The following is a 15,311-nucleotide window of genomic DNA, read 5'->3' on the forward strand; positions in this document are numbered from 1 at the left end:
GGCCTTTCCTTTTCCCCTCACGCCGCCTATAGCGGAAGCGCGGGACGAACCCGCATGAACCCCGAGACGCGGGATCTGGATGCAGACGATCACCACCACCGAGGCGCTGGCCGCCTTTTGCGCGGCCGCCAAGACCGCTCCCTATGTCACGATCGACACGGAATTCCTGCGAGAGCGCACCTACTGGTCGAAGCTCTGTCTGATCCAGATGGCCCTGCCGGGCAAGGATGGCGAAGCTGTGCTGGTGGATCCGGTCGAGGGGCCGGAGATGTCGCTCGAGCCGCTCTACGACCTCTTCCGGCACGAGCCGACGGTGAAGGTGTTCCACGCCGCGCGGCAGGATCTCGAGATCTTCTTCGTCGAGGGGCGGACCTTCCCCACGCCGCTCTTCGACACGCAGGTCGCCGCCATGGTCTGCGGCTTCGGCGAGCAGGTGGGCTATGAGACGCTGGTCAAGAAGATCGCGCGCGAGCAGCTCGACAAGACCTCGCGCTTCACCGACTGGTCGCGGCGTCCGCTGAGCGAGGCGCAAAAGACCTACGCCATCGCCGACGTCACGCATCTGCGGGTGATCTACGAATGGCTCTCGGCGCAGATCGAGAAGAACGGCCGGCAGAAATGGGTCGAGGAAGAGCTTGCGATCCTGACGGATCCCGAGACCTACACGGTCCGACCCGAAGAGGCCTGGCTGCGGATCAAGACGCGCACGACCTCGGGCCGCTTCCTTGCCGTGGTGAAGGAACTCGCCCGGTTCCGCGAGGAATATGCGCAGAAGAACAACGTCCCGCGGTCGCGCGTGATGAAGGACGACGCACTGCTCGAGATCGCCTCGACAAGGCCCGCCAATTCCGAGGAACTGGGCCGCTCGAGGCTCCTTCTGCGCGAGGGGCGGCGGGGCGATATCGCCGAGGGCATCCTCGCTGCCGTCAAGGCAGGCACGGAGGTGCGGGCCGAGGACCTGCCGAAGCCCGACCTCTCTCGCGAGCAGCTTCAGGTGAATCCGGCGCTTGCCGATCTCCTGCGGGTGCTGCTGAAGGCCAAGTCCGAGAGCCTCGGCGTCGCCGCGCGCCTGATCGCCTCGGCCGCCGATCTCGATGCCATCGCCGCGGGCGAGCGCGACCTGCCGACGCTCAAGGGCTGGCGTCTCGAGGCCTTTGGCGCCGACGCCCTGCGCCTCTGCCGGGGCGAGATCGCGCTTTCGGCCAAGGGCAATGACGTGCGCGTGGTGAAGCTCTGACGCTGCGAGGCTGTTCGCGCGCGTAGCCACTCCGATTGTCCGATCCCGCCCGCCCGACCCGCATGGCGCCGGTCGGGCGGAGCGTGGTTCTGCGACGGCGCGGCACCACAACCCTACAAAAGGGCCGCATGGCGGGTGCGCCGGGACCGGCGCAGCCTTCGCTCAGCGCCGGCTGGTGAGGGCGTTGCCCGCTGCCACCACGGTGATCTGGCTGATCGACCGGAGCTGATAGGCCGTCAGATACGCTCCGACCGTCACCTCGCGCGAGGCCTGGGTCGAGACATCGCCGCCCTGAGGCGGGGGCAGGGCACGGAACTCGTAGGTGATCACCCCGTTTTCAACCGGCCGCGCCACAAGCTCGGCATCCCAGTAGCCCTGCGTCGGCGGCACGCCCACGGCGCGCACCACGGCGCCGCCGCGGTTCTGCTCCACATCGAGCGAGATCACCTGCGCCATCAGCGGTCGCGTGTCGGGCGCGGTGCTCGGCAGGTCCGTCGGTGCCAGCACGGACGGCGCGGGCTCCGACCCGCCGAACCAGTTCAGCGGGTTGAGGCGCGAGCCGCAGGCCCCGAGTGACAGGACCAGCGTGAGCCCCACGAGCAGCGGTCGTCTCATTCCTTCATCCCTCGCATCGTTCTCTGCCCATTGGCTAGCCGATGCCGCGCGCTTTGGAAAGCGCGGGCGCGCAGGGCTGGACCTTGCGTGGGCGAGGGGCTACCTCTGGCTCAGAGACGGAGAGGACCATGGCCACCGAAGCCTTCGAAGACATTGCCGAGACGTTCGACTTCCTCGACGACTGGGAGGACCGGTATCGGCATGTGATCGAGCTCGGCAAGGCGATGCCGCCGCTGGACGACGCCTTCAAGGTGCCCTCGACGAAGGTCGAGGGCTGCGCCAGCCAGGTCTGGATCCGGCCGGTCATCGAGGGCGAGGGCGGTGCCGCGCGCTTCGACTTTCATGGCGACAGCGACGCGATGATCGTGCGCGGCCTCATTGCGGTGCTGCACGCGCTCTATTCCGGTCTGACGGTGGCCGAGGTGGCAAAGGTGGACGCGCCGGCCGAACTGGCGCGGCTCGGGCTGGATCAGCACCTGTCCTCGCAGCGGTCGAACGGCCTGCGCGCGATGGTCGACCGCATCCGCCGCGTCTCGGCCGAGGCTGCAGCCGCCTGAGCGGAGACGGCTTCCCGATCCCTCAGTACTGGCCGACCTTCGTGAACTCGGGCGCGAAGGCGAGATAGCCGGCGATCGATTCGAGCCCCTTCTTCGGCGATTCGTAGGACCAGGCGGCGTCCCGCAGGGTGCCGTTCGCGCCGACGATCGAGAAGTAGCTGGCCTCGCCCTTGAAGGGGCAGGTGGTCTTCTTCTCGCTCTTGTCGAACATCACCATCGCCACGTCCTCACGCGGGAAGTAGATCACCGGCTCTCGCGTGCCTTCTGTCAGTTCGATGGCATTGAGGGTTTCGCCCAGAACAGCCGAATCCGTCCGGATGACCCATTTGCCTTCGGCCTTGCGCAGGTGAATGTGATCGTTCATCGGAGAGTCCCTCACTGTGCTGCAACGCAGCAAATCATGCCGCCGCGCAGGCCTTCGGGCAAGAGGTCAAAGAGGCGCAGCCACCTTGCCAAGCCACTCGCGCGCGCCTGACGACAGGCGCATACCTATCTTCGCGATAACGTCCGCATGATAGGCGTCCAGCCATTCCCGCTCTCCCGGCGCAAGCCGGTCGACCAGGATCAGGCGCCGGTCGAACGGCACGAAGGTCAGCGTCTCGAAGGCCAGTTGCTTGCGATCGTCGCCCAGCGGGGCGGCCTCCTTCACGACGATGAGGTTCTCCAGCCGGATGCCGAAGGCGCCCTCGCGGTAGTAGCCCGGCTCGTTCGAGAGAATCATCCCGGGCTCGAGCGGGACCTCGGAGATCCGCGAAAGCCGCTGCGGCCCCTCATGCACGGACAGGAAAGCGCCCACGCCGTGGCCGGTGCCGTGGTCGAAATCCTGCCCCGCTATCCAGAGCGGATAGCGGGCGAGCGGATCGAGATCGCGCCCGGCAAGGCCCTTCGGCCAGCGGACACGACTGATGGCGATGAGGCCCTGCAGGACGCGGGTGTAGCATTCACGCGCCTCCTCGCCCGGATCCCCCACGGCAATCGTGCGGGTGATGTCGGTCGTGCCATCGGCGTATTGTGCGCCCGAGTCGACGAGCAGCAGCTCGTCCTGCCCGACTTGCCGGTTCGAGCCGTCGGTCACGCGGTAATGCATGATGGCGCCGTTCGGTCCGGCTCCGCAGATCGTGTCGAAGCTGATGTCGTGCAGCGCGTTGGTGGCGCGACGGAAGCCCTCCAGCGCCGTCACGACGTCAATCTCCGTGAGGCCGCCGGACGGCGCCTCGGCATCGAGCCAACAGAGGAACTCGACCATCGCCGCCCCATCCCGGAGATGCGCGTCGCGCATGCCCGCGATTTCGGCTTCCGTCTTGCAGGCCTTGGGCAGGCGGCAGGGATCGTCGCCTTCCGCCACCTCGATCCCGGCATCGTGCAGTTCGAGCGTCACGGCGAGCGGGGCGGTCTTTCGGTCGACCTGCACAGGGCCCTGAAGGGTGCGCAGGCCCGGCACGAAGGCTGCCGGGGGCCGCAGTGTCACATGCTCGCCCAGATGGGCCCTGGTCGGCTCGTCAAACTTGCTGTCTTCGGTGTAGAGCGTCACGCGCCCGTCGTCGTGCAGCACCGCGAAGGCGTGGAGCACCGGATTGCGCGGCACGTCGGCGCCCCGGATGTTCAGCAGCCAGCAGATCGAATCGGGCAGGGTCAGGACAGCCGCCTGTCGACCCGCTGTGCGCAGACCCTCCGCCAGACGTTGGCGCTTCGCCTCGCTGGTCTCGCCTGCACGCTCGTCCGGATGGATGAAGGCGCGGCCCAGAGGCGGCTCGGGCTGATCGGGCCAGATCCCGTCAACCGGATTCTCGACAGGCCGCAGGACGATGCCCGACCCCGAAAGCGCCGCTTCCAGCCGCGCGATCTCATCGGCGGTGTGAAGCCAGGGATCGAAGCCGACGGTGCCTTGTGAAAGTTTTTCACGCAGCCATTCGCCGGGCTGCACCTCGGGCCAGGGCACCGGCACGAAATGTCCCGTATCGACCTGGTGCTTGACCTGGACACGGTAGCGGCCGTCGATGAAGACCCCGGCCGCGTCGGGCAGGACGATGCAAAATCCGGCGGATCCGGTGAAGCCGGTAAGCCACTGCAGCCGCTCGTCGCGGGCAGCGACGTATTCGCCCTGATGCGCGTCCGAGCGCGGGACAATGAAGCCCGAAAGCCCATCTGCCGCGAGGGCCGCCCTGAGCGCCGCAAGCCGGGCCGGCCCCTGGGCCGGGGAGGAAGTCGCATGGAACGTCTGGAACATCAGGCCACCCGCCGTTTGCCGACGCGCTTCTTCGGATCGGCGTCGAATAGGGAGGCGAGCTGCTCGGTCATGGCGCCCGCCAGTTGCTCCACGTCGGTGATCGTGACGGCGCGCGCATAGTAGCGCGTCACGTCATGGCCGATGCCGATGGCGATGAGCTCCACCTGCCGCTTGCGCTCGACCATCGAAATCACGTCGCGAAGATGTTTTTCAAGATAGCTTGCCGGATTCACCGACAGGGTCGAATCGTCCACCGGCGCGCCGTCCGAGATCACCATCAGGATCTTGCGGGCCTCGGCGCGGTGGCTCAGCCGGCGGTGCGCCCATTCCAACGCCTCGCCGTCGATGTTCTCCTTGAGGAGCCCTTCTTTCATCATCAGACCGAGATTTTCCCGCGCGCGGCGCCAGGGCGCGTCCGCCCCCTTGTAGACGATGTGGCGCAGGTCGTTCAGCCGCCCCGGCTGCTGGGGCCGGCCCGCGGCCAGCCACTTCTCGCGGCATTGTCCGCCCTTCCAGGCGCGGGTCGTGAAGCCCAGGATCTCGACCTTGACCTGGCAGCGTTCCAGCGTTCGCGCCAGCACGTCGGCACAGATGGCGGCAATCGAGATCGGCCGGCCGCGCATCGAGCCGGAATTGTCGAGGAGCAGCGTCACGCAGGTGTCGCGGAACTCGGTGTCCTTCTCGACCTTGAACGACAGCGGCGTGGTGGGATTGGCCACCACGCGCGCCAGGCGGCCGGCATCGAGGATGCCTTCCTCTCGGTCGAACTCCCAGCTCCGGTTCTGCTGCGCCTGAAGCCGGCGCTGCAGCTTGTTTGCCAGCCGGCTCACCGCGCCCTTCAGCGGCTCGAGCTGCTGGTCGAGATAGGCCCGCAGCCGTTCGAGCTCGGCAGGCTCGGCCAGATCCTCGGCGCGGATCTCCTCGTCGAAATCGGTGGTGAAGACGATGTAGGCGGGGTCTGCCTCGGAATGGGGCGCCGGGGGAGGGGGCTCCAGCGGCGCCTCGCCGTCCGGAAGCTCCACCTCCTCGCCCTGGTCGGCATCGGGCTGGTCTTCCATCGAGACCTGCGCCTGGCTCGGATCGTGCTGCTCTTCCTGGCTGCGCTCGGGCTGCGCCTCGGGCGATTCCTCGGAGTCGTCCTCGCCCTGGCTCTGGGACTCGTCCTCGGTCGTCTCGGCATCCTCGCCGGCGTCGTCCTGCTCGTCCGTATCGGGATCGTCGCCGAGCTGGTCGCCATATCCAAGGTCCGAGATCACCTTCCGCGCGAACCTCGCGAAGGCCGCCTGATCGCCCAGCACCTCGCCGAGATCCTGCAGAGTGCCACCGGCCTGCTGCTCGATGAAGCCACGCCACAGCTGCATCACGTTGTCGGCGCCTCCGGGCAGCGATCGGCCCGTCGCGAGGTGGCGCACCAGATAGCCCGCGGCCGTCGCAAGCGGTGCATCGGCGGCTTGCGTGATCTGCCCGTAGCCGCGGCGCTCGGCCTCGTGGCCAATGCGGGCGTCGATGTTGCCGGCGGTACCGGGCATGGTCTGCGCGCCCACCGCCTCGCATCGCGCCGTTTCCATCGCGTCGTAGATCTCGCGCGCCATCTGGCCTTGCGGCAGGTAGCGGGCGGACACCGCGTCATCGTGATAGCGCCGCCGGAGTGCGAAGGCATCGGCCGTCCCGCGCGCAAGCAGCACCTCGTCTCGCGTCATCCGGCGGCTGACCTGCGGCAGCCGCATTCCGTCGCGGTTCATGCCCGCAGGATCGACCGTGAAGGTTACCGTCATGTCCGGATCGTCGGCGAGCGTCTTCGTCGCCTCGGCAAGGGCCTTCTTGAACGGATCGGCGGGATTGTCGCTGGGCTTGCTCATGGCTTCAGATAAAGCACCGGGGCAGGGCGCCGGCAAGGGGCGTCAGCGGAAGAGCTTCCACCGTTCGGCGCGGGCGGTCGCGCAGGCCAGGCGGTAGCGGTCCATGGCGAGGGCAACCTGCTCGGGATAGGCGCGCTCCAGCGCGGCGCGCTGGCGCTGGGCCCGCAGGCGGCGCAGAGAGAGGGGCGCCGCCGCAGCAACAAGGCCGCCGAGCCCGCAGGCAAGGATCCAGACGCCGTCGGCCGCGGCCAGCCACGCAGCGAATGCAGCCGAGCCGCCTGCCGCCAGCAACAGGAGCCGGTCGCGGCGCCGCGTGCCGTCGATCACGCTGTGCAGACGGGCCAGCCGCTCGGCGATCTCGGCCTGATCCATTTCAGCAGAAAAGCTTGTAGCGCGAGGCGCGCTCCGTCGCCGAAACCATCCGGTAACGCTCGAGCGCCTCGGCAAAGAGGGCAGGCTGATCGGCCTCGAGCCGCGCCAGCCTGCGGCGCGTCGAGACCAGCACGACAACGGCGCTGGCGGCGCCAAAGGTCGCGCCCACCACCGCGAGCGCGGCCGCATTCCGGACGCTGCCAAACAGCAACAGGCCCAGCAGCGCGCCGGTCAGCGCCAGCACCGGGGCGAGGAACAGAAGCTGGCGCCTGGCCCGCGTCCGCGCCGCCTCGCAGTCGGCGATGCGCCCGGCAAGCGCCGCGACCGTCATCTCATGGCCTGCGACGCAGCGCTTTCGGGCAGTTCCTCGTTGAAGCAGCGCTGGTAGAACTCGGCCACGGTCTGGCGCTCGAGTTCGTCGCACTTGTTCAGGAAGGTCAGCCGGAACGCATAGCCCACATTGCGGAAGATCTCGGCGTTCTGCGCCCAGGAGATCACCGTCCGCGGGCTCATTACCGTCGAAAGATCGCCGTTCATGAAGGCCGTCCGCGTGAGATCCGCCACCGTGACCATCTGGCTGATCTGCTTGCGGCCCTTCTCGGTGTTGTAATGCGGGTTCTTCGACAGGACGATCGCCACCTCGGCATCATGGCTGAGGTAGTTGAGCGTGGCCACCAGCGACCAGCGGTCCATCTGGCCCTGGTTGATCTGCTGGGTGCCGTGGTAGAGGCCGGTCGTGTCGCCGAGGCCCACGGTGTTTGCGGTCGCGAACAGCCGGAAGCACGGGTGGGGCGTGATGACCTCGTTCTGATCGAGGAGCGTGAGCTTGCCGTCGGTCTCGAGCACGCGCTGGATCACGAACATCACATCGGCGCGGCCGGCGTCGTATTCGTCGAAGACGATGGCGCAGGGGTTCCGGAGCGCCCAGGGCAGGATGCCTTCCTGGAAGGTCGTGACCTGCTTGCCGTCCACGAGCTTGATTGCATCCTTGCCGATCAGGTCGATCCGGCTGACGTGGCTGTCGAGGTTCACGCGAACGCAGGGCCAGTTGAGGCGACTGGCCACCTGCTCGATGTGCGTGGACTTCCCGGTGCCGTGATAGCCCTGGATCATGACGCGCCGGTTGTAGGCGAAGCCTGCAAGGATCGCGAGCGTGGTGTCCGCATCGAACTTGTAGGTCGGGTCGAGATCGGGGACCCGCTCGGCACGCTCGGCAAAACCCTTCACCTTCATGTCGGTGTCGATGCCGAAGGTTTCGCGAACGGAAATTTCCTCGGTGGGTTTCACAGTCATGTCCAGCATTCCGTCCGCCTTGTTTCCGCTTCGGGCGCCTTTCCGGCGCACGCCCGGTCTTTGATGAAACATATCTTGGGGGCCTGCAAGGGGAAGGGGTCCCGGCAGCGGCGCCTCGACCACGTCCGCGGGGCGTATCCCGCCGCTCGCAATGCGTCCCTCAACCGTCCCTTGACGGCTCTCGCCCCCGAGGCGCCTGGCCAGGGACGGGTGCGGCGTCGGTGACGACAGGTCATCCGCGTCGGCGCATGGGGGTGCAGACCGCGGCTTGCGCCCCTATCTCTGAAGCTAGGAATCGTTGTTGCGAAAGGAGGAGACCATGCTGCGCCGGACCTTCGTGGGCCTTTCGGGCCTCGCGGCAGGCCTCTCGGTCCTGCCGGGCCGGATGAGGGCCGCCGAGACCTTCGAGGTCACCCTCAGCGAGGCCGAATGGCGTCGCCGCCTTTCTCCCGAGGCCTTTGCCGTCCTGCGGCAGGAGGCGACCGAGCGTGCCTTCTCGAGTCCGCTGAACGACGAGCATCGGGCGGGCGTCTATCACTGCAAGGGATGCGAGCTGCCGCTCTATTCGTCCGAGACGAAGTTCGAGAGCGGAACGGGCTGGCCGTCCTTCTGGCAGGCGCTGCCCGAGGCGGTGGCGACGAAGCGCGACTGGAAGCTGATCATCCCGAGGACCGAGGTCCATTGCCGCCGATGTGGCGGGCACCTCGGTCACATCTTCGACGATGGGCCGGAGCCGACCGGAAAGCGGCACTGCCTGAACGGGGTGGCGCTGACCTTCGAGCCGGCCTGACGGTCCCGCCGCCTTGGACTCCTCCAGCGCATCGGCCGGGGGATCGTCCGTGAGCCGCCCGTTTCCGCCGGCAGGGCCGGGTAAGGGGCCATCGCCTCGCGTCAGACGGCGCTGCGCTGCCGGAGGTGCAGGCGCAACGCCTGCTGCCGGTCCGGATCAGTCCCTGAAGTAGCGGCTGTCCTTGATCTGGTCCCAGGCCCAGACGACCTCCTGCAGGCGGTCCTCGTCGGCGCGGTTGCCGCCGTTCATGTCCGGGTGCAGATCCTTGACGAGGCTCTTGTATTGCTTGCGGATCTCGACCTTCGTCCAGGTGTCGCGGGCATCGAGGATCTCGAGCGCCTTCCGCTCGGTCGGCGGAAGCTTGCGCGTGGCGGTGGTGGCCACCTTGCCGGGGTTCTGCGTCGCCTTCTCGCCCAAGATCTCCATCGGGTCGCTGACGCCCAGACGCGACCAGACGCGGCCCTCGTCGGGGCGCTTGCCGAAGGGCTGGGTCTCGCGTCCCCAGAGGCGATCCTTCTCGAGGATGCGCTTGATCTCTTCCTCGCCCGAGCCCTGGAAGAAGTTCCACTTGAGGTTGTACTCGCGGACATGGTCCTTGCAGAACCAGAAGAACTCGTCGAGCAGGTCCGGTGATTTCGGAGCCCGGTAAACCCCTGCCTCGGCGCAGCCCGGATACTCGCATTGACGGTTCGACGTCTCGAAGGCGCCCGACATTCCCCGCCGCCCGGTCTTGCGCCGCTTCTTGTCCGAGGACACCCGGATGTCGAATTCGAAGGGGGGGCGGTTGGTCATCTCTTCTGCCTTTCCGACTCGGAGGCGTGAGTTTAGGGGTTTGTGCGCGGGATTGAAGAGGGGAAGGCGCAGGATGGGTGTCGTCGAGGAAATTCGTGATCGGCTGAAGGCGGCCTTCTCACCGAACGAGCTTGAAGTCGTGGACGAAAGCGAGAAACACCGCGGTCACGGCGGCTGGCGCGAGGAAGGCGAGACGCACTTTCGCGTGAGGATGCGGGCCGGAGCGATGGCGGGCAAAAGCCGGCTCGAACGGCATCGCGCAGTCCATGCGGCGCTGGGTCAGGATCTGGTGGGGCGCATCCACGCGCTGGCGCTCGACCTCGACGGCTGAGGCCGGCCCGTGCAGGTCCGGCGGCGTGGCCGTTGCCGCCGCCGGATGCACACTGGGGGAAGAATGACAGAGGCCGTGTCGCCGTTGCGGGGGGCGGCGCGCCCGGTCAGCTCCGGCTGACCTGCGGCGTCCGTTCGGCCTTCACCTGCAGCCGGCGGGCGTGGAGCACCGGCTCCGTGTAGCCCGATGGCTGCTCACGTCCCTTGAAGACGAGGTCGCAGGCTGCCTGGAAGGCCGCGCCATCGAAGTCCGGCGCCATCGGGCGGTAGGCCGGGTCCTCGGCATTCTGCTGGTCCACCACCGCTGCCATCTTCTTCAGCGCGGTCATCACCTGCTCCTCGGAGACGACGCCGTGGTGCAGCCAGTTGACCAGCGCCTGGCTCGAGATCCGGCAGGTGGCGCGATCCTCCATCAGGCCCACGTCGTTGATGTCCGGCACCTTCGAGCATCCGACGCCCTGATCGACCCAGCGCACGACATAGCCGAGGATGCCCTGGGCGTTGTTCTCGATCTCCTGGCGAAGCTCGGCATCCGACCAGTTCACCCCCTCGGCCACCGGCAGGGTCAGCAGGTCGGCGAGGCTGCCACGCGGTCCGCCGGCCGCGATCTCTTCCTGGCGGGCCTTGACGTCCACCTGATGGTAATGCGTGGCGTGAAGCGTCGCCGCCGTGGGCGAAGGCACCCAGGCGCAGTTCGCTCCCGCCCGGGGATGGGCGATCTTGGTGGCCAGCATCTCGGCCATCCGGTCGGGCATGGCCCACATGCCCTTGCCGATCTGCGCCCGGCCGCGCAGCCCGCAGGCAAGGCCGATGTCCACGTTCCGGTCCTCGTAGGAGGCGATCCAGCGCGACGCCTTCATGTCGCCCTTCTTGACCATCGGCCCGGCTTCCATGCCGGTGACGATCTCGTCGCCGGTGCGGTCGAGGAAGCCCGTGTTGATGAAGGCCACCCGATGCCTTGCGGCCCGAATGCACTCCTTGAGGTTGACCGAGGTGCGCCGCTCCTCGTCCATGATGCCGAGCTTGACCGTGTTGCGCGGCAGGCCGAGCGCCGCCTCGACGCGGGTGAAGATCTCGTCGGCGAAAGCCACCTCTTCGGGCCCGTGCATCTTCGGCTTCACGACATAGATCGAACCGGCGACCGAATTGCGGGGCCCCTCCGTCTTCTGCAGGTCGTGCATGGCGCAGAGCGTGGTCGCGAAGGCATCGAGCATGCCCTCGAAGATCTCGGCGCCCTCGGCATCCAGAACCGCGGGCGTGGTCATCAGGTGCCCCACGTTGCGCACCAGCATCAGCGCGCGCCCCTTCAGGGTCAGGGTGCCGCCGTCGGGCGAAGAGAACTCGAGGTCTGGCGCCAGCTCGCGCACGAACATGCGCCCGGATTTCGAGATCGCCTCGCGCAGGTCGCCGCGCATCAGCCCCAGCCAGTTGGCATAGGCCAGCGCCTTGTCCTCGCCATCCACGGCCGCGATCGAATCCTCGCAATCCATGATCGCAGACAGCGCGGCCTCCATCCGGATGTCGGCCACGCCCGCCCGGTCGGTCGCGCCGATCCGGTGGGCGCCGTCGATCTCCAGGATCACGTGCAGCCCGTTGTTCCTCAGCAGGATCCCGGAAGGCGCATCCTGGGTCCCCGTGTAACCTGCGAACTGAGCCGGATCCTTCAGCGCCGGCACGAGCGCGCCGCCTTCGACGTTGTATCGCTCCACCGCCGCATGGCTTCCTTCGGCGAGCGGCGCCACCTCGTCCAGGAACCTGCGCCCCCAGGCGATGACGCGGGTCCCACGCTCCGCGTCGAAGCTGCCGTCGGGCGGCAGGTCGCCAAGCGCATCGGTTCCGTAGAGCGCGTCATAGAGCGATCCCCAGCGCGCATTGGCGGCGTTCAGCGCGTAGCGCGCGTTCATCACCGGCACGACGAGTTGCGGCCCGGCGACCTCGGCAATCTCGGGATCGACGCCGGTCGTCTCGATCATGAAATCCGGCCCCTCTGGCAGGAGATAGCCGATCTCGCGCAGGAAGCTCATGTAGTCGTCGGGGCTGGCTTTCCGGCCGCGGTGCTCGCGGTGCCAGTCGTCGATCTGCGCCTGCAAGCCCGCGCGCCGATCAAGCAGCTCGCGGTTGCGGGGTCCGAGTTCGGCCGTCATCCGGGCCAGTTCGCCCCAGAAGACCTCTTCGCTGACGCCCGTGCCCGGGAGAGCCTCGCGCGTGACGAATTCGGCGAGACGAACGTCGACCTGCAACCCCTGCTTCTCGATCCGATCGGTCAAGGCACCACTCCCGCTGAGGACAATCTGTCGCAGCAATACGAAGAAATGCGGCAACATTCAATGTTCTGGTCAGCAAAGATGACCAATCCCTCTCGCGGTGGCTGCAAAAGACGGGATCGCTATGGCGCGCGCAGCGGCGGTCGCCGGCATCTCGGGCAGCCCATGACGTCCTTGCCAGATCACGGATGACCGCTTCCTGCCCGAGCAGGCCCGGCTGAGCGGATGCGCGGCCTTCCGGGCGCGCCGGCACGCCGCAGCCCAGGTCGGGGCGCTGTCACCTTCCTGAAACCGGACGGGATCATCATCCTGCGACCTTGCCGATCCTGTGCGGCGGGCCTTGCACGCGGCGTGGCGCGGACTAGGCTGAAGGTCCAGGAGAAGATCATGACCGAAATGCCGATCCGCCTCGCCGATTACCTTCCCCCCAGCCATCTCGTCGATGCCGTCACCCTTACCTTCCGCCTGACTCCCGGGCAGACACGCGTGCTGTCCGAGATCCGCTTCCGGCCGAACCCGGCCCGGCCGGGCCCTCAGGACCTGCGGCTGGACGGCGAGGGGCTGACGCTTGTCGAAGCGCGCATCGACGGAGTGGCCGTGACGGCGCAGCCGGATGCGACCGGGCTGAGCCTGCCGGCCCGGATCCTGCCCAACGGCCCCTTCACCTTCGCGGCGGAAGTGGAGATCGACCCGGCCGCCAATACGGCGCTTGAGGGGCTCTACATGTCGAATGGCATGTATTGCACCCAGTGCGAGGCGGAAGGCTTCCGCAAGATCACCTTCTATCCGGACCGGCCCGACGTGATGGCCCCGTTCCGCGTGCGCATCGAAAGCGACCTGCCGGTGCTGCTGTCGAACGGCAACGAGATTGCCTCCGGGCCCGGCTGGGCCGAATGGCACGATCCCTGGCCGAAGCCCTCGTATCTTTTCGCGCTGGTGGCGGGCGACCTCGTGGCGCACAGCTCGGGCTTCACCACGAAGTCGGGCCGGGACGTCGCGCTGAACATCTGGGTGCGCCCGGGCGACGAGGCCCGCTGCGCCTATGCGATGGACAGCCTGATCCGCTCGATGCGCTGGGACGAGGAGACCTATGGCCGCGAATACGACCTCGACGTGTTCAACATCGTTGCCGTGGACGACTTCAACATGGGCGCGATGGAGAACAAGGGGCTGAACATCTTCAACTCGAAGTATGTGCTGGCCCTGCCCGAGACCGCGACCGACGACGACTTCGCCCGGATCGAGGCGATCATCGCGCATGAATACTTCCACAACTGGACCGGCAACCGGATCACCTGCCGCGACTGGTTCCAGCTCTGCCTGAAGGAGGGGCTGACGGTCTTCCGCGACCAGCAGTTCAGCTCGGACATGCGGTCGGCCGCGGTGAAGCGGATCGAGGACGTGCTGACGCTGCGCGCCCGGCAGTTCCGCGAGGATAACGGGCCGCTGGCCCATCCCGTCCGCCCCGAGGAATACATCGAGATCAACAACTTCTACACCGCGACCGTCTACGAGAAGGGCGCCGAGGTGATCGGCATGCTCAAGCGTCTCGTCGGCGACGAGGGCTATGCCCGCGCGCTCGACCTCTATTTCCAGCGGCACGACGGAGAGGCGGCCACCATCGAGGACTGGCTGAAGGTCTTCGAGGACGCGACGGGCCGCGACCTCTCGCAGTTCAAGCTCTGGTATTCCGAGGCCGGCACGCCTCGCCTGAAGGTCAGCGACCGTTTCGAGGACGGGCGCTACACGCTCGAGGTCGAGCAGATGAACCCGCCGACGCCCGGCCAGCCCGTCAAGCGGCCGAAGGTCATCCCGATCGCGGTGGGGCTGCTGAACCCCAACGGCGACGAGGTGGTGCCGACGACCGTCCTCGAGATGACCGAGCCGCGGCAGAGCTTCAGCTTCGACGGGCTGGCGAGCCGGCCGGTGCCCTCCATCCTGCGCGGCTTCTCGGCCCCCGTGGTGCTCGAGCGCGAGACCTCGCCCGAGGAACGCGCCTTCCTGCTCGCCCATGACACGGATCCGTTCAACAAGTGGGAGGCGGGCCGCGCACTGGCCAAGGACGTGCTGGCGCGGATGGTGACGGAAGGGGCACAGCCCGGGCCGGACTGGCTGGATGCGCTGGCCCGGGTGGCGGTGGACGACGCGCTCGACCCCGCGTTCCGTGCGCTGGCCCTCCGCCTGCCGGGCGAGGACGACATGGCCCAGACGCTGCATGCCGCGGGTCACGTTCCCGACCCCGCGCGCATTCATGCCGCGCGCGAACGGATGGCGACGGCGCTGGCCGAGCGGCTCGAGCCGCTGCTCGGCCCGCTCATCGAGGCGCTGGCAGAGCCCGGTCCCTTCTCGCCCGAGGCGCGGGCCGCGGGGCGGCGCGCCCTGAGGCTGGCCGCGCTTGCGCTCGTCACCCGCCGCGATGGCGGCGCGCAGGCCGAGGCCGCCTTCCGCGCCGCGAACAACATGACGGAGGAGGTGGGCGCCCTCGGCTGCCTCCTCGAGATCGGGCGCGGACAGGAGGAACTCGGCCTTTTCGAGACGCGCTGGGGACGCGACCGGCTGGTGATGGACAAGTGGTTCTCGATGCAGATCCTGCATGCCGCGCCGGAGCAGACCGCGGCGACCGTCGAGCGGCTGACGGCACATCCGGCCTTCGACTGGAAGAACCCCAACCGCTTCCGCTCGGTCATCGGGGCGCTGTCGGCGAACCACGCGGGCTTCCACCATGTCTCGGGCGCGGGATACCGGCTGCTGGCCGACTGGCTGATCCGGCTCGATCCGCTCAATCCGCAAACGGCCGCGCGCATGTCGACCGCCTTCGAGACCTGGGCGCGCTATGACGTCGACCGGCAGACCATGATCCTGACCGAGCTCGACCGGATCCTTGGGACCGGCGGCCTGAGCCGTGATCTAGGCGAGATGGCAGGGCGGATGAGGCACGGATGAGGGAGGGGAACCTTGGGCCGAAACGGGCGTTC

At 67.9% G+C, this 15,311-nt stretch carries 14 protein-coding genes; 5 read left to right on the forward strand and 9 right to left on the reverse strand.

What is annotated here, in order from left to right; genetic code table 11:
* Positions 1 to 79: 79 nt before the first annotated feature.
* On the forward strand, positions 80 to 1,237 hold the full coding sequence (rnd, locus tag ACTVZP_RS17740; RefSeq protein ID WP_443213497.1) for a ribonuclease D: 1,158 nt from the start codon (positions 80 to 82) through the stop codon (positions 1,235 to 1,237).
* A gap of 162 nt (positions 1,238 to 1,399) precedes the next feature.
* Here the strand turns inward: rnd and ACTVZP_RS17745 are convergent, their stop codons facing one another.
* The gene (locus ACTVZP_RS17745) at positions 1,400 to 1,852 is read right to left on the reverse strand and encodes a hypothetical protein (protein WP_443213498.1); all 453 of its coding nucleotides are present in this window, start codon (positions 1,850 to 1,852) and stop codon (positions 1,400 to 1,402) included.
* Between the two features lie 128 nt (positions 1,853 to 1,980).
* On the opposite strand from ACTVZP_RS17745, the gene ACTVZP_RS17750 reads away from it, so the two are divergent.
* Positions 1,981 to 2,409: a SufE family protein gene (locus tag ACTVZP_RS17750; protein ID WP_443213499.1), complete on the forward strand. Its 429-nt coding sequence runs from the start codon at positions 1,981 to 1,983 to the stop codon at positions 2,407 to 2,409.
* A gap of 22 nt (positions 2,410 to 2,431) precedes the next feature.
* Here the strand turns inward: ACTVZP_RS17750 and ACTVZP_RS17755 are convergent, their stop codons facing one another.
* The 6 genes from ACTVZP_RS17755 to cobS form a co-directional block, all read right to left on the reverse strand.
* Positions 2,432 to 2,773: a DUF427 domain-containing protein gene (locus ACTVZP_RS17755; RefSeq protein ID WP_443213500.1), complete on the reverse strand. Its 342-nt coding sequence runs from the start codon at positions 2,771 to 2,773 to the stop codon at positions 2,432 to 2,434.
* A gap of 66 nt (positions 2,774 to 2,839) precedes the next feature.
* Positions 2,840 to 4,636 carry an aminopeptidase P family protein gene (locus ACTVZP_RS17760; RefSeq protein ID WP_443213501.1) on the reverse strand — a complete coding sequence of 599 codons (1,797 nt, stop codon included), beginning with the start codon at positions 4,634 to 4,636 and terminating at the stop codon, positions 2,840 to 2,842.
* Entirely contained in the window at positions 4,636 to 6,495 is a 1,860-nt protein-coding gene (cobT, locus tag ACTVZP_RS17765) for a cobaltochelatase subunit CobT (RefSeq protein WP_443213502.1), read from the reverse strand. The genes ACTVZP_RS17760 and cobT overlap by 1 nt, the downstream gene beginning before the upstream one ends.
* 42 nt (positions 6,496 to 6,537) lie before the next feature.
* The gene (locus ACTVZP_RS17770; RefSeq protein WP_443213503.1) at positions 6,538 to 6,867 is read right to left on the reverse strand and encodes a hypothetical protein; all 330 of its coding nucleotides are present in this window, start codon (positions 6,865 to 6,867) and stop codon (positions 6,538 to 6,540) included.
* 1 nt (position 6,868) lies between these two features.
* On the reverse strand, positions 6,869 to 7,198 hold the full coding sequence (locus tag ACTVZP_RS17775) for a hypothetical protein (RefSeq protein ID WP_443213504.1): 330 nt from the start codon (positions 7,196 to 7,198) through the stop codon (positions 6,869 to 6,871).
* Entirely contained in the window at positions 7,195 to 8,232 is a 1,038-nt protein-coding gene (gene cobS / locus ACTVZP_RS17780; RefSeq protein WP_443213505.1) for a cobaltochelatase subunit CobS, read from the reverse strand. The genes ACTVZP_RS17775 and cobS overlap by 4 nt, the downstream gene beginning before the upstream one ends.
* A 247-nt stretch (positions 8,233 to 8,479) precedes the next feature.
* On the opposite strand from cobS, the gene msrB reads away from it, so the two are divergent.
* A complete protein-coding gene (gene msrB, locus ACTVZP_RS17785) occupies positions 8,480 to 8,950 on the forward strand; it encodes a peptide-methionine (R)-S-oxide reductase MsrB (RefSeq protein ID WP_443213506.1) in 471 nt (156 codons plus the stop codon).
* A gap of 156 nt (positions 8,951 to 9,106) precedes the next feature.
* Here the strand turns inward: msrB and ACTVZP_RS17790 are convergent, their stop codons facing one another.
* The gene (locus ACTVZP_RS17790) at positions 9,107 to 9,742 is read right to left on the reverse strand and encodes a DnaJ domain-containing protein (RefSeq protein WP_443213507.1); all 636 of its coding nucleotides are present in this window, start codon (positions 9,740 to 9,742) and stop codon (positions 9,107 to 9,109) included.
* Positions 9,743 to 9,815: 73 nt separating this feature from the next.
* On the opposite strand from ACTVZP_RS17790, the gene ACTVZP_RS17795 reads away from it, so the two are divergent.
* Positions 9,816 to 10,073, forward strand: coding sequence for a BolA family protein (locus ACTVZP_RS17795; protein ID WP_443213508.1), 258 nt, complete (start codon positions 9,816 to 9,818; stop codon positions 10,071 to 10,073).
* A 106-nt stretch (positions 10,074 to 10,179) separates the two neighbouring features.
* On the opposite strand, the gene ACTVZP_RS17800 is transcribed toward ACTVZP_RS17795, so the two are convergent.
* Positions 10,180 to 12,339, reverse strand: coding sequence for a malate synthase G (locus ACTVZP_RS17800; protein WP_443213509.1), 2,160 nt, complete (start codon positions 12,337 to 12,339; stop codon positions 10,180 to 10,182).
* A 384-nt stretch (positions 12,340 to 12,723) separates the two neighbouring features.
* Here ACTVZP_RS17800 and pepN point away from each other — a divergent pair, with 384 nt between their 5' ends.
* A complete protein-coding gene (pepN, locus tag ACTVZP_RS17805; RefSeq protein ID WP_443213510.1) occupies positions 12,724 to 15,279 on the forward strand; it encodes an aminopeptidase N in 2,556 nt (851 codons plus the stop codon).
* The last annotated feature ends 32 nt before the right edge of the window (positions 15,280 to 15,311 follow it).

Source organism: Rhodobacter sp. NSM (assembly GCF_052244495.1).
Taxonomy (GTDB): domain Bacteria; phylum Pseudomonadota; class Alphaproteobacteria; order Rhodobacterales; family Rhodobacteraceae; genus Cereibacter_A.